The organism is Citrobacter sp. Igbk 14 (assembly GCF_028069825.1).
GTDB lineage: Bacteria > Pseudomonadota > Gammaproteobacteria > Enterobacterales > Enterobacteriaceae > Citrobacter.
This window is the reverse complement of the sequence record NZ_JANEWM010000034.1, coordinates 1-23,313: the sequence shown is the minus strand read 5'-3', so window position 1 is coordinate 23,313 and position 23,313 is coordinate 1. Positions and strand designations below refer to the sequence as shown.

General features: G+C 52.7%; 20 protein-coding genes. 7 read left to right on the top strand and 13 right to left on the bottom strand.

Annotated elements, in window-relative coordinates; translation table 11 throughout:
• Position 1: 1 nt before the first annotated feature.
• Positions 2 to 1,774: an aspartate--tRNA ligase gene (aspS, locus tag NNN64_RS14295; RefSeq protein WP_271441788.1), complete on the bottom strand. Its 1,773-nt coding sequence runs from the start codon at positions 1,772 to 1,774 to the stop codon at positions 2 to 4.
• A gap of 287 nt (positions 1,775 to 2,061) precedes the next feature.
• Between aspS and NNN64_RS14290 the strand changes: the two genes are divergently transcribed.
• From NNN64_RS14290 to cmoB, 5 genes are all read left to right on the top strand, one after another.
• Positions 2,062 to 2,628, top strand: coding sequence for a hydrolase (locus tag NNN64_RS14290; RefSeq protein WP_271441787.1), 567 nt, complete (start codon positions 2,062 to 2,064; stop codon positions 2,626 to 2,628).
• The gene (locus NNN64_RS14285; protein ID WP_271441786.1) at positions 2,625 to 3,443 is read left to right on the top strand and encodes a DUF72 domain-containing protein; all 819 of its coding nucleotides are present in this window, start codon (positions 2,625 to 2,627) and stop codon (positions 3,441 to 3,443) included. Before NNN64_RS14290 ends, NNN64_RS14285 begins: the two co-directional genes overlap by 4 nt.
• Positions 3,444 to 3,617: 174 nt before the next feature.
• Entirely contained in the window at positions 3,618 to 4,013 is a 396-nt protein-coding gene (locus tag NNN64_RS14280) for an MAPEG family protein (RefSeq protein WP_003833847.1), read from the top strand.
• A gap of 40 nt (positions 4,014 to 4,053) precedes the next feature.
• On the top strand, positions 4,054 to 4,797 hold the full coding sequence (gene cmoA, locus NNN64_RS14275) for a carboxy-S-adenosyl-L-methionine synthase CmoA (protein ID WP_271441785.1): 744 nt from the start codon (positions 4,054 to 4,056) through the stop codon (positions 4,795 to 4,797).
• A complete protein-coding gene (gene cmoB / locus NNN64_RS14270) occupies positions 4,794 to 5,762 on the top strand; it encodes a tRNA 5-methoxyuridine(34)/uridine 5-oxyacetic acid(34) synthase CmoB (protein WP_271441784.1) in 969 nt (322 codons plus the stop codon). The genes cmoA and cmoB overlap by 4 nt, the downstream gene beginning before the upstream one ends.
• A 164-nt stretch (positions 5,763 to 5,926) precedes the next feature.
• On the opposite strand, the gene cutC is transcribed toward cmoB, so the two are convergent.
• Both cutC and NNN64_RS14260 read right to left on the bottom strand, forming a co-directional pair.
• Positions 5,927 to 6,673 (bottom strand): copper homeostasis protein CutC, encoded by a 747-nt coding sequence (cutC, locus tag NNN64_RS14265; protein ID WP_271441783.1) that lies wholly within the window; start codon positions 6,671 to 6,673, stop codon positions 5,927 to 5,929.
• 3 nt (positions 6,674 to 6,676) lie between these two features.
• Positions 6,677 to 7,243: a VOC family protein gene (locus tag NNN64_RS14260; protein WP_271441782.1), complete on the bottom strand. Its 567-nt coding sequence runs from the start codon at positions 7,241 to 7,243 to the stop codon at positions 6,677 to 6,679.
• Positions 7,244 to 7,491: 248 nt separating this feature from the next.
• Between NNN64_RS14260 and argS the strand changes: the two genes are divergently transcribed.
• Positions 7,492 to 9,225, top strand: a complete 1,734-nt coding sequence (gene argS / locus NNN64_RS14255) for an arginine--tRNA ligase (RefSeq protein ID WP_271441781.1) — start codon at positions 7,492 to 7,494, stop codon at positions 9,223 to 9,225.
• Between the two features lie 274 nt (positions 9,226 to 9,499).
• A complete protein-coding gene (mrdA, locus tag NNN64_RS14250) occupies positions 9,500 to 11,437 on the top strand; it encodes a penicillin-binding protein 2 (RefSeq protein ID WP_271441780.1) in 1,938 nt (645 codons plus the stop codon).
• Here mrdA and bglB read toward each other — a convergent pair.
• From bglB to tar, 10 genes are all read right to left on the bottom strand, one after another.
• A complete protein-coding gene (gene bglB / locus NNN64_RS14245) occupies positions 11,409 to 12,548 on the bottom strand; it encodes a beta-galactosidase BglB (protein WP_271441800.1) in 1,140 nt (379 codons plus the stop codon). The two genes, mrdA and bglB, sit on opposite strands and share 29 nt — an antisense overlap.
• Positions 12,549 to 12,877: 329 nt before the next feature.
• Positions 12,878 to 13,270, bottom strand: coding sequence for a flagellar protein FlhE (gene flhE, locus NNN64_RS14240; RefSeq protein WP_271441779.1), 393 nt, complete (start codon positions 13,268 to 13,270; stop codon positions 12,878 to 12,880).
• A complete protein-coding gene (flhA, locus tag NNN64_RS14235) occupies positions 13,270 to 15,348 on the bottom strand; it encodes a flagellar biosynthesis protein FlhA (protein WP_048211356.1) in 2,079 nt (692 codons plus the stop codon). The genes flhE and flhA overlap by 1 nt, the downstream gene beginning before the upstream one ends.
• Positions 15,341 to 16,492 (bottom strand): flagellar biosynthesis protein FlhB, encoded by a 1,152-nt coding sequence (gene flhB / locus NNN64_RS14230; protein WP_271441778.1) that lies wholly within the window; start codon positions 16,490 to 16,492, stop codon positions 15,341 to 15,343. The genes flhA and flhB overlap by 8 nt, the downstream gene beginning before the upstream one ends.
• Before the next feature lie 168 nt (positions 16,493 to 16,660).
• Entirely contained in the window at positions 16,661 to 17,305 is a 645-nt protein-coding gene (gene cheZ, locus NNN64_RS14225; protein ID WP_040232409.1) for a protein phosphatase CheZ, read from the bottom strand.
• Positions 17,306 to 17,315: 10 nt separating this feature from the next.
• Positions 17,316 to 17,705 carry a chemotaxis response regulator CheY gene (gene cheY / locus NNN64_RS14220; protein ID WP_005127682.1) on the bottom strand — a complete coding sequence of 130 codons (390 nt, stop codon included), beginning with the start codon at positions 17,703 to 17,705 and terminating at the stop codon, positions 17,316 to 17,318.
• 17 nt (positions 17,706 to 17,722) lie between these two features.
• Entirely contained in the window at positions 17,723 to 18,772 is a 1,050-nt protein-coding gene (locus tag NNN64_RS14215) for a protein-glutamate methylesterase/protein-glutamine glutaminase (protein WP_005127683.1), read from the bottom strand.
• The gene (gene cheR / locus NNN64_RS14210) at positions 18,769 to 19,635 is read right to left on the bottom strand and encodes a protein-glutamate O-methyltransferase CheR (RefSeq protein ID WP_271441777.1); all 867 of its coding nucleotides are present in this window, start codon (positions 19,633 to 19,635) and stop codon (positions 18,769 to 18,771) included. Before cheR ends, NNN64_RS14215 begins: the two co-directional genes overlap by 4 nt.
• A 19-nt stretch (positions 19,636 to 19,654) precedes the next feature.
• Positions 19,655 to 21,256, bottom strand: a complete 1,602-nt coding sequence (tap, locus tag NNN64_RS14205; protein ID WP_271441776.1) for a methyl-accepting chemotaxis protein IV — start codon at positions 21,254 to 21,256, stop codon at positions 19,655 to 19,657.
• Positions 21,257 to 21,299: 43 nt separating this feature from the next.
• The gene (gene tar, locus NNN64_RS14200) at positions 21,300 to 22,961 is read right to left on the bottom strand and encodes a methyl-accepting chemotaxis protein II (protein WP_271441775.1); all 1,662 of its coding nucleotides are present in this window, start codon (positions 22,959 to 22,961) and stop codon (positions 21,300 to 21,302) included.
• Positions 22,962 to 23,313: the final 352 nt, after the last annotated feature.

The window sequence follows — 23,313 nt, the reverse complement described above, 5'->3', positions numbered from 1 at the left end:
ATCAGTTATTCTCGGCCTTCTTAACAACCTGAATGCTCAGTTCCGCCAGCGCAGCTTCGTTGGCAAAGCTAGGCGCTTCGGTCATCAGGCATGCGGCAGCTGTCGTTTTCGGGAAAGCAATAACGTCACGGATGTTATCAGTACCGGTCAACAGCATGGTCAGACGATCCAGACCAAACGCCAGGCCCGCGTGCGGCGGTGTACCGTATTTTAATGCATCCAGCAGGAAGCCAAATTTCTCACGCTGCTCTTGTTCGTTGATACCCAGAATACCGAATACGGTCTGCTGCATATCACCGTTATGGATACGTACAGAACCACCGCCTACTTCGTAGCCGTTGATAACCATATCGTACGCATTGGCAACCGCATCTTCCGGCGCAGCTTTCAGCTCAGCCGCCGTCATGTCTTTCGGTGAGGTGAACGGGTGGTGCATCGCGGTCAGACCGCCTTCACCATCGTCTTCAAACATCGGGAAGTCGATAACCCACAACGGCGCCCATTTGGATTCGTCGGTCAGGTTCAGGTCTTTACCCAGTTTCAGGCGCAGAGCCCCCATCGCGTCGGCAACCACTTTCTTGTTGTCGGCACCGAAGAAGATCATATCGCCGTCTTGTGCGCCAGTACGTTCCAGAATGGCTTCAATGATTTCTGCGTTCAGGAACTTAGCCACCGGGCTGGTTATCCCTTCCAGGCCTTTCGCACGCTCGGTGACTTTGATGTAAGCCAAACCTTTCGCGCCGTAGATCTTAATGAAGTTACCGTAATCGTCGATCTGCTTACGGCTAAGTGCGGCGCCGCCAGGTACGCGCAGAGCCGCTACACGCCCTTTCGGATCGTTAGCCGGACCAGAGAACACGGCGAATTCAACAGATTTCAGCAGATCAGCAACGTCCACCAGCTCCATCGGGTTACGCAGATCCGGCTTATCGGAACCGTAACGACGCTCTGCTTCAGCAAAGGTCATGATCGGGAAATCGCCCAGGTCCACACCTTTTACTTCCTGCCACAGATTACGCACCAGCGCTTCCATCACTTCACGCACCTGCGGTGCGGTCATGAAGGAGGTCTCAACATCGATCTGAGTAAATTCAGGCTGGCGGTCAGCACGTAAATCTTCATCACGGAAGCATTTTACGATCTGGTAGTAACGGTCGAAGCCAGACATCATCAGCAGCTGTTTGAACAACTGAGGTGACTGTGGCAGCGCGTAGAATTTACCTTTATGTACGCGAGACGGTACCAGGTAGTCACGCGCGCCTTCTGGCGTCGCTTTGGTCAGCATCGGCGTTTCGATGTCGAGGAAGCCATGGTCGTCCATGAAACGACGCACCAGGCTGGTAATTTTGGCACGCGTTTTCAGACGCTGCGCCATTTCAGGGCGACGCAGATCGAGGTAGCGATACTTCAGACGAGCTTCTTCAGTATTTACGTGGTTAGAGTCGAGCGGCAGTGAATCTGAACGGTTGATAATGACCAGATCGGATGCCAGCACTTCAATTTCGCCCGTCGCCATATCGGCGTTGACGTTTTTCGCGTCACGCGCACGCACGGTGCCCGTTACCTGAATGCAGAACTCATTACGCAGTTCGGAGGCCAGCTTTAACGCGTCCGCACGGTCCGGATCGAAAAATACCTGCACGATACCTTCGCGGTCGCGCATATCGATAAAGATCAGGCTACCAAGATCACGACGACGGTTGACCCAACCACACAGAGTCACCTGCTGCCCCTCGTGGGACAGACGTAGCTGTCCGCAATATTCTGTACGCATGAGATATCCCTTAACTTTGCCGCAGGCGGATTGTCACCTGCCCGGCAGATGACGAAGTCGCAGCTTTAGCTGAATGTCACAACTGAATGAAAAAAGGCGGCTATTATACTGGAAATTCTGCCGCACGATAAGAGCCTACTGGGGTAGACTCTCAGTCCGGTACTGACTGTACGCGTGTTTCCTAAGCGGGTATTGCGTAATCTCACAAAAAATAACAAAAATTGTCGCCCCTTTCACACAGATTCGCGATTAAGGTGTAACGGAAATCTTTTTTTACTGGAGTCACCATGCTGGAACTGAACGCAAAAACAACCGCGCTTGTCGTCATCGATCTACAGGAAGGGATCCTGTCTTTCGCGGGTGGGCCACATTCGGCAAACGACGTCGTCGCCCGCGCAGCACAACTAGCGGAAAAATTCCGTACCCACGGTTCACCGGTGGTGATGGTTCGCGTCGGCTGGTCTGCGGATTATGCCGAAGCGCTAAAACAACCGGTTGATGCCCCCGCGCCAGCCAAAGCATTACCCGACAACTGGTGGGAATACCCGCAAGCGCTGGGAAAATGTGCGACAGATCTGGAGGTCACCAAGCGCCAGTGGGGAGCATTCTACGGTACTGACCTGGAACTACAGCTGCGCCGTCGTGGTATCGACACCATCGTCCTTTGCGGGATCTCCACCAATATCGGCGTCGAATCCACCGCGCGTAACGCCTGGGAGCTGGGTTTTAGCCTGATCGTTGCCGAAGACGCCTGCAGCGCCGCCAGCACCGACCAGCATCAGGGCAGCATGACGCATATTTTCCCACGTATTGCCCGTGTACGTCGCGTTGACGAGATCCTGCAAGCGTTATGATCTATATCGGCTTACCCCAGTGGTCACACCCGAAATGGATGCGTCTGGGGATCACCAGCCTTGAAGAGTATGCCCGCCACTTTAACTGTGTGGAGGGTAATACCACGCTGTACGCCTTGCCGAAGGCCGAGATTGTTGACCGCTGGTTTGCACAAACCCGCGACGATTTTCGCTTCTGTTTCAAATTCCCGGCCACCATCTCGCATCAGGCCGCACTGCGGAATTGCGATGACCTGGTACAGGAATTTTTTACGCGCATGTCACCGCTGGATGCCCGTATCGGACAATACTGGTTGCAGCTACCTGCCACGTTCGGCCCGCGTGACCTCCCTGCCCTGTGGCAATTCCTCGATGTTCTCCCTAAAACGTTTACCTACGGTGTCGAGGTTCGTCACCCGGACTTTTTTGCGAAAGGTGAATCAGAGATTCAGCTCAATCGGGGTCTGCATGAACGCGGGGTTAATCGGGTCATTTTAGACAGTCGTCCGGTCCATGCCGCGATCCCACACACGGAAGCGATACGCGATGCTCAACGTAAGAAACCGAAGGTCCCGGTCCATGCGGTAGTCACGGCAAACCACCCGATGGTCCGTTTTATCGGTAGTGATAACATGACACAAAATCGGCAGTTCTTTGCCGCCTGGCTGGCAAAGTTGTCACTCTGGCAACAGACCACCACGCCATATCTTTTTTTGCACACGCCGGATATCGCACAGGCTCCACAGCTTGTAGACACGCTATGGGCAGATTTACGTAGTGCCCTGCCAGAGATCGGATCAGCACCCTCGATTCCACAGCAATCTTCTCTTTTCTGAAAATGCCACCTATCATAGTCAATGCCATCAACCCAACCGTACTCTAAATAATTCGAGTTGCAGGAAGATGGCAAGGGAGAGAATCCCCTGGAGCTTACATAAGTAAGTGACTGGGGGGAGCGAGTACAGCCACCGCGCATGCAACTTGAAGTATGACGAGGAAAGGGAGTTTGTATGGTAAGCGCGCTTTATGCCGTCCTGGGTGCGTTATTGTTAATAAAGTTCTCCTTTGACGTCGTTCGCCTGCGCATGCAATATCGCGTTGCCTATGGTGATGGTGGCTTTAGTGAGCTGCAAAGCGCTATCCGCATTCACGGCAATGCAGTGGAATATATTCCCGTTGCATTAGTGCTGCTGCTTTTTATGGAAATGAACGGCGCTGAAACGTGGATGGTGCATATTTGCGGGTTGATGTTGATAGCCGGGCGACTGATGCATTATTACGGATTCCATCACCGTCTTTTCCGCTGGCGTCGTTCCGGCATGAGCGCCACCTGGTGTTCACTGTTGCTAATGGTGCTGGCGAATCTTTGGTATATGCCCTGGGAGTTGGTTTTCTCCCTGCATTAGCGCACAATACGCCACTTTATTTTTCCCGGATTTTTACGTTATGTCTCACCGCGACACGCTTTTTTCTGCGCCTATCGCCAGTCTGGGTGACTGGACCTTTGATGAACGGGTAGCTGAAGTCTTCCCGGATATGATCCAGCGTTCCGTTCCCGGCTATTCCAATATCATTTCTATGATTGGCATGCTGGCCGAACGTTTCGTGCAACCCAACACGCAGGTCTACGATCTGGGCTGCTCTTTGGGCGCAGCGACGCTCTCGGTGCGTCGCAATATCCATCATGAGAATTGCAAAATTATCGCCGTTGATAACTCGCCGGCGATGGTTGAACGCTGTCGTCGTCATATCGATGCCTATAAAGCCCCTACGCCTGTTGACGTGGTCGAAGGCGATATTCGCAACATCACTATCGAAAACGCCTCGATGGTGGTGCTGAATTTTACCCTGCAATTCCTTGAGCCACCTGAGCGCCAGGCATTGTTGGATAAGATTTATCAGGGGTTGAACCCCGGCGGTGCGCTGGTGCTATCCGAGAAGTTCAGCTTCGAAGATGCCAAAGTTGGCGAACTGCTGTTCAACATGCACCACGACTTCAAACGCGCCAATGGCTACAGCGAACTGGAAATCAGCCAGAAGCGCAGCATGCTGGAAAACGTGATGCTAACTGACTCTGTTGAAACGCACAAAGCACGTCTGCATCAGGCAGGTTTTGAGCACAGCGAACTGTGGTTCCAGTGCTTCAACTTTGGGTCGCTGGTCGCGTTGAAATCTGAGGTTCCTGCATGACAGACTTTGGTAACTTTTATCAGCTGATTGCCAAAAACCATCTTTCCCATTGGCTGGAAACGCTCCCGGCACAAATCGCCGCCTGGCAGCGCGATCAACATGGGTTGTTTAAGCAGTGGTCGAATGCCGTGGAGTTTCTGCCGGAACTGACGCCGCATCGTCTGGATTTACTGCATAGCGTGACTGCCGAAAGCGAAGAGCCGCTCAGCGAAGGGCAGATCAAACGGATTGATACGCTGATGCGACATCTCATGCCGTGGCGCAAAGGCCCATATTCGCTGTACGGTGTCAATATTGATACCGAATGGCGTTCCGACTGGAAGTGGGATCGCGTTCTGCCGCATTTATCCGATCTGACCGGGCGAACCATTCTCGACGTGGGCTGCGGTAGTGGCTATCACATGTGGCGCATGATTGGCGCAGGGGCTCATCTGGCTGTCGGTATCGATCCTACGCAGCTGTTCCTGTGTCAGTTTGAAGCAGTACGTAAATTGCTGGGTAACGATCAACGCGCTCACCTGCTGCCGCTGGGTATCGAACAGCTTCCGGCACTGAACGCGTTTGATACCGTATTCTCTATGGGCGTGCTTTATCACCGCCGCTCTCCACTGGAACATCTCTGGCAGTTGAAAGATCAACTGGTAAAAGACGGAGAACTGGTGCTGGAAACACTGGTGGTCGAAGGTGATGAGAATACCGTTCTGGTACCAGGTGACCGCTACGCGCAAATGCGTAACGTCTACTTTATTCCATCCGCGCTGGCGCTGAAAAACTGGCTGGAAAAATGTGGATTTGTGGATGTCCGTATCGCCGACGTCTGTGTCACTACCACAGAAGAGCAGCGTCGCACCGAATGGATGATAACCGAGTCACTGGCCGATTTCCTCGACCCGAATGACAGCAGTAAAACACTGGAAGGTTACCCTGCCCCATTACGTGCGGTATTGATTGCACGTAAACCGTGATGGATTGCCCGGTGGCGCTACGCTTACCGGGCCTACAAATATCGTAGGCCTGATAAGGCATCGCCGCCATCAGGCATAGAAGGATAAAAAAAGGCCCCTGTTGAATTGGCAGGGGCCTGGTACGAGCAAGCATCATATTGGGCGACATGATGCAACGGTAAAAATCAGCTGGCCTGGTGGTGCGCAATGATTGCCTTCATTTCAGCAACCGCCGCCCCGTCTACCGCATAGCGGGAATATTCATCCGCCTGCGTATCCGAAGACATCGACAACCCCGAATTGCGATACCGCATGGGTGAAGCCAGCCATACTCCGGCAGAACTGTGGACTTCCTGCACTCCAGCGTTGAGGAACAGGGATAAATTCGCGGCGCGAACCCCCGCTCCGGCCATAATGATTGGAGCATCCACCTGCGCAATAAGTTCCATTATTTTTGTTAAACCTTGCGCTGCATCTGATTTTTGCCCGGAAGTCAGCACTCTGGCGACACCCAAATCGGACAATTTATTCAGCGCATTTAATGGGTTGGCGCACATATCGAAGGCCCGATGAAACGTCACATTTAGCGGGCCCGCAGCAACCATTATTTTTTCCATGCGTGGCATATCGACATTTCCGTCCACATCGAGAACGCCGGTCACCAGCCCTGAAAAACCTAAATCTCTGACCATCGCGATATCATCAAGCATCGCGGCAAATTCACCGTCGGTGTAACAAAAATCGCCCCCACGCGGGCGGATAATCGGATTAACAGGAATAGAGACATGCTGGCGTACAGCGCGCAACACCCCCAGCGACGGCGTCAATCCCCCTTCTTTGGGCGCCGAGCACAGTTCAATACGGTCAGCACCCTGAAGCTGCGCGGTGCGTGCGCACTCCATGCTGTAACAGCAGATTTCCAGTAATGCCATCACTCACTCCTGTTGCTCGCTTGCGACAATCGCTTCAATTGACCACGGATGAAATTTGAGGGTGACGCTGCCATCACTCACCGCCAGTGTCGGATTCGGTAAACGCTCACGCTCTCCTTTTGGCGAGCTGGTTTTCACGAAAATCCCCGGCTGACTCAATCCTTCATCAGAAAGCAGCGCCAGCGCACGCGCGTTCAGTGTTTCTGGCGCACCGGGCAGAACGATTTCGATATGCTCCCACCCCTCATGCGGGTAACGTTTTTCACCCGGCCATGGCAACTCAACCACCGAAAACTGCCAGTGCGCGACACAAACCGGCTCATCCAGTTTGAACAGGCAAATCGGTCTGCCATTAATGATATTTTCCGATAGCAGCGTACCACACTGTTCAACCCCCCGACGCCAGCGTTCTGCGGTGGTATTTTGATGACAGCGCAAAGAGATATGATCGGCGTCCAGCGATGAAATATCCAGGCCCAGGCGGGTGGAAAGTTCCGTTAATGCCTGAATGAAATGCGGTAAATCTGCGGAAATATCATGCAGTTCTTCAACTGTTTGCCAGTTCGCCATAGTAAAAGCCCATATCCATGTTCAAAGCCGCTAATTTACTCTGTTGCGCAGCCCCATCCAACTGCTGATTTTGTCGGGCATGGGATGATGAATCCCACCGGGTTACCGTGTTTGCGTTTCAGGCAGTCGGCGGTACTCGCAATGCCGACGAGTGCTGACGGCAACGGGCATTTGCAGTATACTCCCGCCCTAAATTCTTAAACTGGTGCGGTGAATTTTATCCCGCTTCATAAATGTAAGGTATTCCGGTGAATATTCAGGCTCTTCTCTCAGAAAAAGTTAGTCAGGCCATGATTGCTGCAGGTGCACCTGCAGATTGCGAACCGCAGGTTCGTCAGTCAGCAAAAGTACAGTTCGGCGACTATCAGGCCAACGGCATGATGGCAGTTGCTAAAAAACTGGGTATGGCGCCGCGACAACTGGCAGAGCAGGTGCTGACTCATCTGGATCTCAGCGGGATTGCCAGCAAAGTTGAAATTGCAGGCCCAGGCTTTATCAACATTTTTCTCGATCCGGCATTCCTCGCGCAGCATGTTCAGCAGGCGCTGACTTCCGATCGCCTGGGCGTCACTCAACCGGCAAAACAAACGGTTGTTGTTGACTACTCCGCACCTAACGTGGCGAAAGAGATGCACGTGGGCCACCTGCGTTCCACCATCATCGGTGACGCCGCGGTGCGTACGCTGGAGTTTCTCGGCCATAACGTTATTCGCGCCAACCACGTCGGCGACTGGGGCACCCAGTTCGGCATGCTGATCGCATGGCTGGAAAAACAGCAGCAGGAAAATGCCGGAGAAATGGCGCTGGCAGACCTGGAAGGTTTCTACCGCGATGCGAAGAAACACTACGACGAAGATGAAGCCTTCGCCGAGCGTGCTCGTAGCTATGTGGTGAAACTGCAGGGCGGGGATGAATATTTCCGCGAGATGTGGCGCAAGCTCGTCGACATCACTATGTCGCAGAACCAGTTAACCTATGACCGTCTGAACGTCACCCTGACCCGTGACGACGTGATGGGCGAAAGCCTGTACAACCCGATGCTACCGGGCATTGTTGCTGACCTGAAAGCCAAAGGTCTGGCTGTTGAGAGCGAAGGCGCTACCGTTGTATTCCTTGATGAGTATAAAAACAAGGAAGGTGAACCGATGGGCGTCATCATTCAGAAGAAAGATGGCGGCTATCTCTACACCACGACCGATATCGCCTGTGCGAAGTATCGTTACGAAACGCTGCACGCCGACCGCGTCCTCTATTACATCGACTCCCGTCAGCATCAGCATTTAATGCAGGCGTGGACTATCGTGCGTAAAGCCGGTTACGTGCCGGACTCCGTACCGCTGGAACACCATATGTTCGGCATGATGCTGGGTAAAGACGGTAAGCCGTTCAAAACTCGCGCTGGCGGTACCGTAAAACTGGCCGACCTGCTGGATGAAGCACTGGAACGTGCGCGTCGTCTGGTGGCCGAGAAGAACCCGGATATGCCCGCTGATGAGCTGGAAAAACTGGCGAATGCCGTCGGTATCGGTGCGGTGAAATATGCGGATCTGTCGAAAAACCGTACCACCGACTATATCTTCGACTGGGACAACATGCTGGCCTTCGAAGGCAATACAGCACCGTATATGCAGTATGCCTACACGCGCGTACTTTCCGTGTTCCGTAAAGCGGATATCGACGAAAACGCGCTGGCCAGCGCACAGGTTATTATCAGTGAAGATCGCGAAGCTCAGTTGGCCGCGCGCCTGCTGCAGTTCGAAGAGACGCTGACCGTTGTCGCACGTGAAGGGACGCCGCACGTAATGTGCGCTTATCTGTACGACGTTGCAGGCCTGTTCTCTGGCTTCTACGAACACTGCCCTATCCTCAGCGCTGAAAATGAAGAGATTCGTAACAGCCGTCTGAAACTGGCGCAACTGACGGCGAAAACGCTGAAACTGGGTCTGGATACGCTGGGTATCGAAACCGTAGAACGCATGTAATCGCCTCGAGTGATGTGAAAGCCCGCGCTATGTCGCGGGCTTTTTTATTATGATCTTACCTGCCCTCACAGGCGTGATAAGTAAAGCATCATCAGGCGGTCAGCCATACCTTGCCGGATGGCGGCGTAAACGCCTAATCCGGCCTACTGATAGCATCAATTTGTAACAACTCACAAGGAATGACACATTTCCGTTGAGGGATGGAACATTTTTTGCCTGTCATCCCATTTACGCCTCCGTATCATTAGGCGGCGAATTAATCGGGTACGGGTCAATGACATTCAGAGATTTTGAGGCGGAAGAAAGACTTTTCCAGCGGCGTGTAATGGTGGCCTTTGGCCTGGTCGTCATCTGTTTTGGCATCCTGATTTATAACCTCTATAACTTACAAATCCGTCAACACCAGTATTACACCACCCGTTCGGATGCAAACGACATCAAAATGCTGCCCGTCGCCCCAACGCGCGGTATCATTTACGATCGCAACGGCATTCCGCTGGTACGAAATGTCACCTGGTACGACATTTCTGTTACGCCGTATAAAATCAGCGATATGGACGCCCTGCTGAAGCAACTCACGCCGATTGTTGACCTCACGCCAGATGATATTGACCAGTTTCGCCATGAACTGAAGGCCAGCAGTCGCTATCGCCCGGTAGTACTTAAAAATGCGCTGACCGATGTAGAAATTGCCCGTTTCTCTGTGAACCAGTTCCATTTCAGCGGCGTGACCATCAATAGCTACGAAGATCGCCAGTATCCTTATGGGGCGGAGCTGGCACATGTACTTGGCTACGTATCAAAAATCAACGATAGCGATCTGAAAGCACTGGATAAAAAAGGGCTGGCAGAGAACTACGCCGCCGACCACAACATCGGTAAGCAGGGCATTGAGCACTACTACGAGAATGACCTGCACGGCAAAACGGGTTATCAGGAAGTGGAAGTTGATAATCACGGGCGTATTGTACGTTTGATTAAAGACGTCCCCCCTGTCGCCGGAAAAGATATCCATCTGACGCTGGATTTACACTTACAGGAATACATTGAAAGCCTGCTGGTGGGACAACGCGCCGCGGTGCTGGTGGAAGATCCCCATGATGGTTCCGTGCTGGCAATGGTCTCAAACCCCAGCTACGATCCAAACCCGTTTGTAAAAGGCATCAGCTACCAGGATTACAACACGCTGTTGCAGGATAAAGACCTGCCATTAATTAACCGTGTCACCCAAGGGTTATATCCTCCCGCCTCAACGGTAAAACCGTACATGGCGATGTCAGCCTTATTAAACGGCGTGATCACACCACAAACCAGCTTCTTTGGCGCCCCGACATGGACACTCCCCGGCACCGAACGGCATTACCGCGACTGGAAAAAAACAGGACACGGCATGCTGGATGTGACCAAAGCGATTGAAGAATCAGCGGATACGTTCTTCTATCAGGTGGCGTACATGATGGGGATCGACCGTATTAACAGCATGCTTAGCCAGTTTGGCTACGGCAAACCTACCGGTATCGATCTTGATGAAGAGTACAACGGTCTGCTGCCAAGCCGCGACTGGAAACAACGGGTGCATAAAAAAGCCTGGTACCAGGGAGACACCATTTCGGTCGGTATCGGCCAGGGCTACTGGATTGCCACGCCAATTCAGATGGTAAAAGCGATGGTCGCACTGATTAACAACGGGAAAGTTATTGCCCCTCACCTGCTACAGGATGAAGAAAGCGGCAAAACAATCACACCCTATCAGGCACCGGAGGCACCCGCGCAAATAGCCTCAGCCTCATCACCGTACTGGAGTCTGGTACGCCAGGCCATGTTCGGCATGGCGAATGCCCCAAACGGTACTGGTTATAAGTTTTTCCATACGGCACCTTATGGCATCGCGGCCAAAAGCGGAACATCACAAGTCTTTAGCCTGAAAGAAAACCAGACTTACAATGCGAAGATGATCCCCATACGACTGCGCGACCACGTGTTCTATACCGCATTTGCGCCGTATAAGAATCCAAAAGTCGCCATCGCATTGATTCTGGAAAACGGCGGCAGCGACGGGGTTACCGCCGCGCCGGTCATGCGCCAAATCATGGATCATCTGTTTGCGCCGCAGGACAACACCGGTCAACCCGATGCCGCAGAACAACCTGACCCAGTCAACACGGCATCAGCGGACGACACAATTAATAGTACTTACGCAAGTATTCGGTGAGGCACAGCATGGCCATGGCCTGTCCGTAAGGCATAGAGGTGAGTGGGATGTTGTGGTAGAAATCGAGATTGTGCCCCATGCCGGTGCCAAACGAGGTTTGTAGCAACTCCCCTTCCGGGGAAATGTGTTGCACAATACCTCTGATAGCTTTCTCCGCCACCCCCGCATATTCCTGACCGACATAGCGTTTACGCACCGCTTTGAGAATACCGTAAGCGAATCCAGCCGTTGCAGATGCTTCCAGATATGACTGAGGATCATCCAGTAAGGTGTGCCACAATCCGCTCTCATCCTGACATTCCGCCAGGGCTGCAATTTGCGCATTGAGAACCTGCACCAGATAACGGTGAATGGCGCTGTTTGGCGGCAAATCGATAAGTTCAAGGAAGTCCGGGATCACAATCGTAAGCCAACTATTACCTCGCGCCCAACGGGCGTTCGCGAAGTTATGCCGCCCCACATAGCTCCAGCCGTGGAACCACAGCCCCGTTTCCTTATCCATCAGATTTTGTACATGCAGCAGAAACTGATACGTGGCCTCTTCGATATACTCAGGACGATTGAGCAACCTGCCAATTTTCGCCAGCGGCAGCACCGTCATCATCAGTGTGTCATCCCACATCTGTTGATGGTTTTCTTCTGCCAGCGTGATGTGTTGCATACCGCCAAACTCAGTACGGGGCATCTGATGCATGGCCCACTCTGCCCATGCGTCAAGCCAGGGCAGATACGCCGGATTACGCGTTTCTTCATAGCGATATGCCAGTGTTAAAAACGGGGCCATCGTGTTGACGTTTTTGGTCGTCGCCCCTTCCGCAAAGCGTTCGGCAAACCAGCTATCGATAATGTCGCGCATCATCTCATCACCGGTTTGCTGATAATACTGATACATTCCGTACAGGCCGACGCCGTGAGTCCACTCCCATCCGGCCCAGCCTTTGGTATCAATAACACGTCCGTCATCCAGTCGCAGCAAGAACTCGCCCGTTTCATCATGAATATTGACCAGGTTATGCGTCACCTTTTTAATGAGCGTTTTTAATTCATCCCTGGATATAAAATGTTCTGGTTGACGCAACAATGGACTGTGTTTAACCGGGTAAACAATCATTTCCTTAACCTCTGTCAGTGTCGAATTCAATGCTGCGCCCTGTTCCAGTTTCGGCGCGGCAGGTTTATTACGATTCAGGTAACCCTGTGTGTTGTTACCCTAAAGTGATGTGTAAACATTGGGCATCATTACCGGGCCACAGTAAAAGCTAACCGCAGGGGAAACCTTTTTGTTTCTGCCAGGGATTTTTGCGAAATGGCAATAGCACAAAGAGTCCGACAACACAGGTCACTAATTTTATAAAACAGCGTTTCTTTTTAATCGGGGTGGTCGATCAGAACTGCGAGGTGGCCAGCAGTTTCGCCTGCTGGCCGACGTAATGAAGGGAATTAACGGTAGTTCACAATCACCTGATTGCTCTGAACCTGCAAGGCAGGGATCAGGCGACCGCCACCAGGCACTTCCCAGACGAAGTGCATGGGTTCAATCGCAGGGACACTATTAAAGCCATTAGTGGTCCCGCTTTGCCCATCCAGTTCGACACAACGGGACTGAGAGCATAAGCGCACACGTAATCCCGCAGGCGTAGGCCCATTTAATTCATAGCGCCAGGCGACCAGCGTCATCAGGCCTGAAACGGGCTGGCTGGGAACCAAAGGCGAAGATGAAGCCGACTCCCCACGATAATTTAAGGTAATCCCCATACCGCTTGCCTGCCATGTCCCTTCCCCGGCAGCCTGTACAGCCAGCGGGAAAAACAACAGCCAAAGAAATTTACCCATTATTTACCTCCAATGGTCGCGGTCATACGGATATGACGGTTATCGGAAAGCTCCATATTCGACAACACCACCAACTGCGGAATACTGCGACGTAAAAAACGCGCAAGGAGAGGTCGCAGCGCATGATTCACCAGCAATACTGGCGGCGCACCCAACATTTCCTGACGAGACAGTGCTTCTTGCGTCTGTGCCAGCAACCGATCTGCCAGACCAGGTTCAAGGCCCCCACCGCCCTGTAACGCTTGTAACAACAGGCGCTCAAGCGGTGTATCGAGTCCGATAACCTGAACTTCCTCGTTACCCGGGAACCACTGTTGAGTAATCGCCCGTCCAAGCGCCACACGAACCACTGCGGTAAGTTCATGCGGATCATTCTGTAACGGGGCATGTTCCGCCAACGTTTCAAGAATGGTGCGCATATCACGAATAGGGACTTTTTCATCCAACAGGTTCTGCAGCACTTTGTGCAGTGTGGTCAGTGTGACCACACCCGGCACCAGATCTTCTGTCAGTTTTGGCATCTCTTGTGAAACACGATCCAACAGCTGTTGCGCCTCCTGGCGACCAAATAGCTCTGCGGCAAACTGGCCAATCAGATGGTTCAGGTGTGTGGCAACCACTGTACTGGCTTCAACAACGGTGAAGCCCTGAATTTGCGCCTGCTCTTTTAGCGCACTTTCAATCCAAATAGCATCCAGTCCAAAGGCAGGATCAACCGTTTTCTCCCCTGGCAGCGATCCGGCCGCGGTACCCGGGTTGATAGCCAGCCAGCGCCCAGGGTAAGCATCACCACTACCAATCTCAACCCCTTTCATCAGAATACGATAGCGGGCAGGTTGCAGATCCATATTGTCGCGAATGTGTACCACTGGCGGCAGGAACCCCATATCCTGGGCAAATTTCTTACGAATGCTGCGAATACGCCCCAGCAATTCGCCGTCCTGTTGGAAGTCCACCATCGGAATCAGACGATACCCAACCTCCATTCCCAGCGTGTCTTCCAGCTGTACATCACTCCACGTCGCTTCTACCACCGAGTTGTTTTCCGGCATTTTCACCGGCTGAGCTTCTTCTGGTGCTTTTTGCTCGCGTCCGCGCATCCACCAGGCAAGCCCCAGTAATGCCGCGGTAAACATCAGAAACACCAGGTTTGGCATTCCCGGTACCAGTCCCAGTAAACCGAGGACCGCCGCACTAAGCAGCATGACGCTTGGGTTGCTGAACAACTGGGTAACCATCTGTTCACCCACGTCCTGATCGGTACTCACGCGGGTTACGATAACCCCCGCCGCCGTTGAGATAACCAGCGCAGGGATCTGTGCTACCAGCCCGTCACCGATGGTCAGCAGGGTATAGCTTTCTGCCGCGCTGCCCATGCTCATACCGTGCTGCAACACCCCAACCAGCAAGCCGCCCACCACGTTGATGACCATGATCAGAATACCGGCGATGGCATCCCCACGAACAAATTTACTCGCACCGTCCATGGAGCCGTAAAAATCGGCTTCCTGTGTCACTTCAGAACGGCGTTTTTTGGCCTCATCTTCACCAATCAATCCCGCATTCAGATCGGCGTCAATCGCCATCTGTTTACCCGGCATCCCGTCCAGCACGAAGCGCGCACCCACTTCAGCGATACGTCCCGCACCTTTGGTGATAACCATAAAGTTGATGATGACGAGAATGACGAAGACCACGATACCGATGGCAAAGTTACCGCCGACCAGGAAGTGACCAAAGGCTTCCACCACCTTACCTGCCGCCGCTGCACCTGTATGTCCTTCCATCAATATGATACGCGTAGACGCGACGTTCAGTGCCAGGCGCAACAAGGTGGTGAACAGCAGAATCGTTGGGAATGCGGCGAATTCAAGCGTGCGCTGGGTGAACATCGCCACCAACAGCACCATGATCGACAGTGCAATGTTAAAGGTGAACAGTAAATCGAGGATGAAGGCCGGAAGCGGCAGCACCATCATCGACAGGATCAGCAGAATGAGGATCGGCCCGGCAAGAATTTGCCATTGCGTGGATTTCAGGTTGCCGGGCAGACGCAGCATCGCGACCAGATTAGCCATCAGTATTCTTCTCGTTCATAAAATCCAGTGCTTCAGGCACCGGAAGGTTTCCAGGTTGTGGTGGCGGCGTGCCGCCAGCCAGACGCCAGCGTTTTAGCTGCCATACCCATGCCAACACTTCGGCAACGGCGGCATACAATTGGCCAGGTATTTGCTGACCGATCTCAGCATGGCGATATAACGCACGAGCCAGAGGCGGAGCTTCTAACGTTGGGACACGGTGCTCCGCGCCAATCTCTCGAATACGCAATGCCACCAGTCCGGCCCCTTTAGCCACAACTTTTGGCGCGCTCATTTTGTTTTCGTCGTACTGCAAGGCAACCGAATAGTGCGTAGGGTTGGTCACAATAACATCCGCCTTCGGCACATCTGCCATCATGCGGCGCTGTGCGGCCGCACGCTGCATCTGGCGAATTTTGCCCTTAACGTGCGGATCACCTTCGCTTTGTTTAAATTCGTCACGGATATCCTGACGCGACATCCGCAGTTTTTTTACGTGGCTATAAATCTGGAAAAAGACGTCAAACCCCACCATCGGAATGACGCCAAGCACCACCAGCAATGCGCACATACCGACTAAATCCAGCGCATTACCCATCGCCGTAATCGGGGATTCGGCCATCAGGCGCATCATCTCTGGCCAGTTATGCCAGAGATAGAATCCCGCCACGCTACCCACCAATGTGGATTTCAATATGGCTTTAAGCAGCTCAGCCCCGGTTTGCGCCGAGAACATACGCTTAATACCCGGTAACGGATTCAGCTTTGAGAATTTGGGTTGCAGCGATTTACCACTGAAGATCAAGCCGCCAAGCATCACCGGGGAGATCAATGCCACCAGCACAACCCCGGTAATCAGCGGCAACAACGCAATCATGGCGTCTTTAATCAACAGAATGATTTGGCTCAGGATCAGGTTAGGGTCATTGACCATACTATGGTCAAAGCGTAATCCAGTTGACAGCATGCCTGCCAACCTACGGGCGAGCGACTCCCCACCAATCCAGATAATGCACACGCCCACCAGCAAAATAAGCAGTGAGGTTAGCTCCTTGGATCGGGGTATCTGCCCTTCTTCCCGTGCTTTTTCAAGTCGGTGGGGTGTGGGGGCTTCTGTTTTGTCGTCGTCGCTTTCTTCTGCCACGCATCAGACCCTGGATAGAGATATAGGCGTGAATGATGCCAGAACAGCCATACAACAATGGGGAGAGTAAGCGGTAAAAAAGACGGGATTTATGGCTTTAACGCCAATTGCCGATGAATAACATGTAAGCCGGATGAGAAGTTTCCTCCCGCATCCGGCAAATACACATCAGAAACCGAGGCTATCCAGCAGGTCGTCAACCTGATCCTGGCTTGCCACTACGCCGGCTTTTGAAGTGTCAACCTGCGGACCATTCAGCAAACTTTCGTTCTCGCGTTTTGGTCGGGCGCCCTGCTCCGGAATGTTTTCCAGCAGCACCATCAGCAGTTGACGTTCAATCTCCTGGATAACATCCATCATGCGCTTGATAACCTGACCGGTAAGATCCTGGAAATCCTGCGCCATCATGATGTCCAGCAATTGGGCATTGGTAAAGCTGGTATGACCGGGGACATCACCAAGAAACTGGCGGGTATCAGTGACCAGTTCACGGGCATCTGACAGTTCAATCGGATTTTCGAACCATTCATCCCAGCGTTTGGTCAGGTCTTTTGCCCCTTTTTCCATGGCATCCTGGTGTGGCTGTGAAGCTTCTACGCTGTTCAGTGCGCGCTCTGCCGCCTGTGCAGTCATTTGTACAACGTAGTCCAGGCGATCGCGCGCGTCGGGAATGGCTTCCGCCGCTTCGGCAATGGCCTGATCCAGCCCCAGTTCACGCAGGCTGTCGCGCAGCATTCGGGTTAAACTACCGATGCGCGCAATGATGTCCCCTGCTGAGTGTTCGTCAACAGGTTTAATTTGTGGTTGCATCATCATCACATCCTCACATGCCCAGTTTCTCAAAGATCTTATTGAGTTTTTCTTCCAGCGTCGCCGCGGTGAACGGTTTTACAACATAACCACTGGCACCCGCCTGTGCTGCCGCGATAATGTTTTCTTTCTTCGCTTCTGCCGTCACCATCAGCACTGGCAGAGCAGACATGCTGCCATCAGCACGAATGGTTTTCAGCAGTTCAAGACCGTCCATGTTAGGCATGTTCCAGTCGGAAATAACAAACCCGAATCCCCCTGCCTGCAGTTTGTTCAACGCGTCAACACCATCTTCAGCTTCTTCAACGTTGTTGAACCCCAGTTCCTTCAGCAGGTTACGCACAATGCGACGCATGGTGGAAAAGTCATCCACAACCAAAAACCTAAGCTCTTTATCCGCCATAAAAATAAACTCCTGATTCAAATACGTATTGCCTGTCCGGCACTGATTTTCGCCAGCATTTGCTGGCTTACCTGGCTAAGATCGACCACTTCGCTTACGCCACCCATATTGATGGCCTCGCGCGGCATGCCGAACACCACACAACTTGCTTCGTTTTGCGCAATGGTCCAGGCACCAGCCTGGTTCATCGCTAACATTCCGGCGGCCCCATCGTTGCCCATACCGGTCAGGATCACCCCGACGGCATTGCGCCCCGCGTGTTTCGCCACCGAATGAAACAGCACATCCACTGAAGGCCGATGCCGGTTAACCGGCGGACCATCATGAATTTTAATCTGGTAGTTCGCCCCGCTACGCGCCAGTTCCATATGCTTGTCGCCAGGGGCGATATACGCATGCCCTGGAAGCACGCGCTCTCCGTCTTCTGCCTCTTTCACGGTTATCTGACACAGTTTGTTCAGACGTTCGGCGAACGAACGGGTAAATCCTGGCGGCATATGCTGGGTAATAAGAATACCGGGACTTGAAAGCGGCAATGGCTGGAGTACATGACGAATTGCCTCTGTTCCTCCGGTTGATGCGCCGATGACCAGCAGTTTTTCCGAACTGAGTAACGGCCCCGCCTTCAAGGTCGCTGGCGCTGCCGTGGGTTTGTGGGCGGCCAGTTTTGCGCGCGATGCAGTGCGGATTTTCTCCGCAATCATCTCGCTATACGCCAGCATTCCTTCGCGGATCCCCAGTTGAGGTTTGGTAACAAAGTCAATCGCCCCCAGTTCCAGGGCCCGCAGCGTGACCTCAGAACCTTTGCCAGTCAGTGAAGAGACCATCACCACGGGCATCGGACGCAGACGCATCAGTTTTTCAAGAAAATCGAGGCCGTCCATGCGCGGCATTTCAACATCCAGCGTCAGAACGTCGGGATTAAATTTTTTGATGAGATCCCGCGCAACCAAAGGATCAGGCGCTGTCGCAACCATCTCCATATCGCTGTGGCTGTTAATAATCTCGGTCATGATTTGACGCATCAATGCAGAATCATCAACCGACAATACCCTGATTTTACTCATGCTTTATCCTTACCTAGCGCATACACCGTCTGCCCGCGCAGGCTAAACTCGCGCACGAGGTTGCTAAAGTTTTCTGAATGACCGGCAAACAGCAGTCCGTCAGGTTTAAGGAGTGGAACAAAACGGTGCAAAATGTCCTGCTGAGTCGTTTTGTCAAAATAGATCATGACGTTACGACAGAATATGGCGTCGAACGGACCTGGCACGTTGTATTTTTTGTCCAGTAAATTCACGCTGGAAAATTCAACATGGCTTGCCAGTTCTTGCCGTACGCGTACCAGCCCTTCATGAGGCCCGGTACCGCGCATGAAATAGCGTTGCAGTTGCTGTGGCGACAACGTTTTTAGCTCATCAAGGCGGTAAATACCGCTTCTTGCCTTTTCCAACACCTCAGTATCAATGTCGCTCGCAAAAACACGCCAGCGACCCGGTGCCATACCCAGGGTATCGGCCAACGTAATTGCAATACTGTAAGGTTCTTCTCCGGTAGACGCTGCCGCGCTCCAGACGCGATATTCACCGCTGCGTCGACGGGCGTGGTCAGACAGCACCGGAAAGTGATGCCCTTCGCGAAAAAAAGCGGTCAGGTTGGTGGTCAGGGAGTTAATAAAAGCCTGCCACTCAGCACTGTTCTGGTTGGCTTCCAGCATGCTGAGATAGCGACCAAAATCATCCAGTCCCAGGGTACGCAACCGGCGAACCAGGCGGTTATAGACCATGTCCCGCTTGTGGTCAGCCAGCACGATCCCCGCGCGCTGGTAGATTAATTGACATATCCGACGAAAATGCGCGTCAGACAGCGCGAGGCGCTGTGTCATCTGTAACAATAATGACGTTTGCCCGGAGGGCAGAGATGATGTCATAGCGCCTTCTCAATCACATTCAGGATACAACGGGCACAACCTGCGGTTGCGCCAATTCTTGTTGTGTTACGGTTTGCTCTTCAAGCTTAAAAAATGCGACACAGGCGGAAAGATTATCTGCCTGGGTAGCTAACTGCTCAGTGGCGGCTGCCGCTTCTTCCACCAGCCCGGCGTTCTGCTGTGTGACAGAATCCATCTGGCTGACGGCTTGCGCCACCTGCTCAATGCCTCTGCGTTGTTCATCGGAGGCCGAGGCAATCTCCCCCATGATGTCGTTAACTCGGGTAACCGAGCTAACAATCTCTGTCATCGTGCGCGCCGCCATATCCACCAGTTGCGATCCCTGATGAACGCGGGTGACGGACTCTTCAATCAGCCCTTTAATTTCTTTCGCGGCCTGCGCGCTACGGCTTGCCAGATTGCGGACCTCTCCGGCGACCACGGCGAAACCGCGCCCCTGTTCACCGGCACGGGCAGCTTCTACCGCGGCGTTTAACGCCAGGATGTTGGTCTGGAAGGCAATGCTGTCAATCACACTGGTGATGTCACCTATCTTCTGCGAGCTGGCAGAAATCTCATGCATAGTGCTGGCAACCTTAGCCGTCTGTTCCCCTCCTTTATGCGCTGTATCGGCCGCACTTTTGGCAATGCCTGAAGCTTGTCGCGCGTTATCCGCATTTTGCCCCACGGTGGCGGTAAGCTGTTCCATACTGGCTGCCGTTTGCGCCAGCGATGCCGCCTGCTGTTCAGTTCGCGAGGACAGATCGTTATTACCCATCGCGATTTCCGAGATCCCGGTATGCATTGCCGAGCTCCCCTGGCGTACCTCACTGACCGTCTCACGCAGTGCCTGTTGCATCGCTTTCAGGCTGGCAAAAATAGCTGAAATCTCATTACGGCCATATACCGCTATCGGTCGCGCCAAATTACCGGCCGCAATGCTGTCGAAATGGCTACCGATGATAGCCAGTGGCTGTACAATCATTTTTCGCGACCAGTACAGCGCTGCAGTCGTTAACAGTGCCGCCAGTACCAGCATGGTGGCGAAAATCACCCCGGACATATGGTAACTACGCTGGCTGTGGTCCTCTGCTTTTTGCAATACCAGGTTGATGTTGTTCTGCCACGCCGTAAAGTTTGCATCAAAGGCATCCTGTGAAGCCTGTACCGGCGCGGTCAAAAAATCCGACAACTGGTTATTTTCCAGCCAGGTTGCCTGGTGAACCAGATCGCTATGCCATTGACTGAAACTTTTCGCGGTTGCGCTTTGCAGCGCCTTCCCCTCTTCTGCCGTCTCTGTTGTCGCCATAAAGCGTTTAAACATCGATTCGGACTGGGCCAGGCTGTCCTGTGCAATCACCATCAGCGCTTTGATATCCTCTGGCGGATAGCTCAAAGCCGTCAGCGTTCCTGCTTTATTAAGAGCAGTACTGGCCTGTAATAACACAGCGCGGGTTTGCGCCAGCGCAGTGCGTTGCTGATTACTCTGTTCGACCTGGTTCAGGTTCTGAAAACCATCCCTAAATGCCCAGAAGGACAAGCCATTACTGCCAATCTGCAAAACACCACAGAGGATTAAAATCAAAAACAGCGTGGTCGAAATTCGAATACGATTAAACATCAACGCTCCCATCAGGCGGCGCAGGCCGCGGTTTAGCTGTCAGTCAAAATGTTTCCCAATGCGTATCTTGTTCGGTAGCGAGCTGGCGCGGTTGTGACGCCGGAGTCGATGTTGCAGGTAGTCGTGTTTCCCGCGTCTTTGATGATGCAGGACGCGTCGCGAGGCGGAATGTCGATACCGACTGGGTCAGGCGACTGGCCTGCTCCTCGAGTGCGGCAGCGGCAGCGGCCGACTCCTGCACCAGTGAGGCGTTCTGTTGCGTAACCCGATCCATTTCAGACACAGCGAGCGCAACCTGATCTATTCCTCGACTTTGTTCATCGGATGCTGAGGCGATTTCACCCATGATGTCGGTCACACGCGTGACCGCATTAACGATGTCATGCATGGTTTCCCCGGCGCTTTCTACCAATACAGAACCGGTATCAACCCGCGATACAGAATCTTCAATTAGCGCTTTAATCTCTTTTGCTGCCTGCGCACTGCGGCTTGCCAGGTTTCGCACTTCACCAGCAACGACGGCAAAACCACGGCCTTGTTCACCGGCACGCGCAGCTTCTACCGCCGCATTCAGCGCAAGAATGTTTGTCTGGAATGCAATGCCATCAATAACGCTAATGATGTCGGCAATTTTCTTCGAACTATCGGCGATTTCGTGCATGGTATTCACCACGCTATCAACCACTTTGCCGCCATGTTGTGCGGTGTCGGAGGCGCTTTTCGCCAGTTGAGAGGCCTGACGCGCATTGTCCGCATTTTGCTTCACGGTAGCCGTCAACTGTTCCATGCTGGCTGCTGTTTCTTCCAGCGCGGAAGCCTGTTGTTCGGTACGGGATGAAAGATCGGTGTTACCGCTGGCAATTTCACTGGTACCGGAATAAATCGCATCCGAACCTTCGCGCACCAGGGTTACTGTTTCGGTCAGCGAACGCTGCATATGATCGACCGTGCTGGCCAGTTCGCCAATTTCATTACGGCCGCTTACAGCCAGAGTTGCGGTTAAGTTACCGCTGGCAATTTCACGGATATGCGCAATGACGCGGGACAAAGGGCTCAGCAAGGCATGACGGATGCCATACCACACCACCACCAGAATCAGTACCAGCACGACAGCCAGAATGCCGAGTTGCCATTGGGCAAAATGGTAATCGCTTGCGCTTTGATCGAAGGCCTGTCGGTAGAGTTTCTCGCTAACATCTGCATATTTACCTAACGCTTCACCGAGGGCGTTTTGCATGCCCTGAGTTGGTTGTGCAAAATATGCATCCATGTTGCCGTTTTCAAGGAACTGGACGAGCTCCACCAGGGCTGCATGGTACTGCTGATATTTTTCATCGACGTTGCCGCTGGCATCCGTCATATCAGGCAACGGCGTGATTTTTTTGAAATTAGCGTAATGCTTTTCGGCTTGCGCCAGCGACGTTTTCGCATTCTTAAGCAGATCGTTCTTCGCGCTGCTCTGTTGGTTGGACGCATCCATCATCATGCGCGCAGAGGAACGACTCAAATTGATGCGTGTTTGCAGCATCAGGTCCCATGTCGAGGTGAGTTCACTTTGCTGCTGTCGTAGATCGTTAGAAATAACAAAACTTTGCTGATTCTGCTGCAATGAAGAAAACAACAGACCACCGGAAACAAGCTGTAGCAGTGCGAAAACCCCCAGCACCATCATCAGCATTGTGACAACGCGGATACGGTTAAACATAAGGCACCTTCCTGAAAACGAGTTATCAACATTATCGGCATTCACTGAGATAACTTTACGTTTGCAAAAAGGAAATCCAGCAGGAAAGCAAGGCCCGGCGGGAGAAGGGAAAAACTGAGGAATAGAAACCACAACTCATTTACATAAAAACATCATAATTATCATGCAAATAACATTTTAAACCGCCCTGTTTGACCACTATTTGTATTCCCCCCCTCCCTTTTCCTGTGATACCGATCACATAACCATCCGCCGAATACCACAACAAAACGGATAAAAAATTAAAAAAAGTTGTATCTGCCTGGGCTTTAATTCAATTTATATGATGAATACTTCGTTACCACTTAATAAG

Coding starts and splice junctions, on each gene's coding strand:
- aspS (WP_271441788.1), bottom strand. CDS start 1,774: ATGCGTACAGAATATTGCGGACAGCTACGTCTGTCCCACGAGGGGCAG.
- NNN64_RS14290 (WP_271441787.1), top strand. CDS start 2,062: ATGCTGGAACTGAACGCAAAAACAACCGCGCTTGTCGTCATCGATCTA.
- NNN64_RS14285 (WP_271441786.1), top strand. CDS start 2,625: ATGATCTATATCGGCTTACCCCAGTGGTCACACCCGAAATGGATGCGT.
- NNN64_RS14280 (WP_003833847.1), top strand. CDS start 3,618: ATGGTAAGCGCGCTTTATGCCGTCCTGGGTGCGTTATTGTTAATAAAG.
- cmoA (WP_271441785.1), top strand. CDS start 4,054: ATGTCTCACCGCGACACGCTTTTTTCTGCGCCTATCGCCAGTCTGGGT.
- cmoB (WP_271441784.1), top strand. CDS start 4,794: ATGACAGACTTTGGTAACTTTTATCAGCTGATTGCCAAAAACCATCTT.
- cutC (WP_271441783.1), bottom strand. CDS start 6,673: ATGGCATTACTGGAAATCTGCTGTTACAGCATGGAGTGCGCACGCACC.
- NNN64_RS14260 (WP_271441782.1), bottom strand. CDS start 7,243: ATGGCGAACTGGCAAACAGTTGAAGAACTGCATGATATTTCCGCAGAT.
- mrdA (WP_271441780.1), top strand. CDS start 9,500: ATGACATTCAGAGATTTTGAGGCGGAAGAAAGACTTTTCCAGCGGCGT.
- bglB (WP_271441800.1), bottom strand. CDS start 12,548: ATGATTGTTTACCCGGTTAAACACAGTCCATTGTTGCGTCAACCAGAA.
- flhE (WP_271441779.1), bottom strand. CDS start 13,270: ATGGGTAAATTTCTTTGGCTGTTGTTTTTCCCGCTGGCTGTACAGGCT.
- flhA (WP_048211356.1), bottom strand. CDS start 15,348: ATGGCTAATCTGGTCGCGATGCTGCGTCTGCCCGGCAACCTGAAATCC.
- cheZ (WP_040232409.1), bottom strand. CDS start 17,305: ATGATGCAACCACAAATTAAACCTGTTGACGAACACTCAGCAGGGGAC.
- cheY (WP_005127682.1), bottom strand. CDS start 17,705: ATGGCGGATAAAGAGCTTAGGTTTTTGGTTGTGGATGACTTTTCCACC.
- NNN64_RS14215 (WP_005127683.1), bottom strand. CDS start 18,772: ATGAGTAAAATCAGGGTATTGTCGGTTGATGATTCTGCATTGATGCGT.
- cheR (WP_271441777.1), bottom strand. CDS start 19,635: ATGACATCATCTCTGCCCTCCGGGCAAACGTCATTATTGTTACAGATG.
- tap (WP_271441776.1), bottom strand. CDS start 21,256: ATGTTTAATCGTATTCGAATTTCGACCACGCTGTTTTTGATTTTAATC.
- tar (WP_271441775.1), bottom strand. CDS start 22,961: ATGTTTAACCGTATCCGCGTTGTCACAATGCTGATGATGGTGCTGGGG.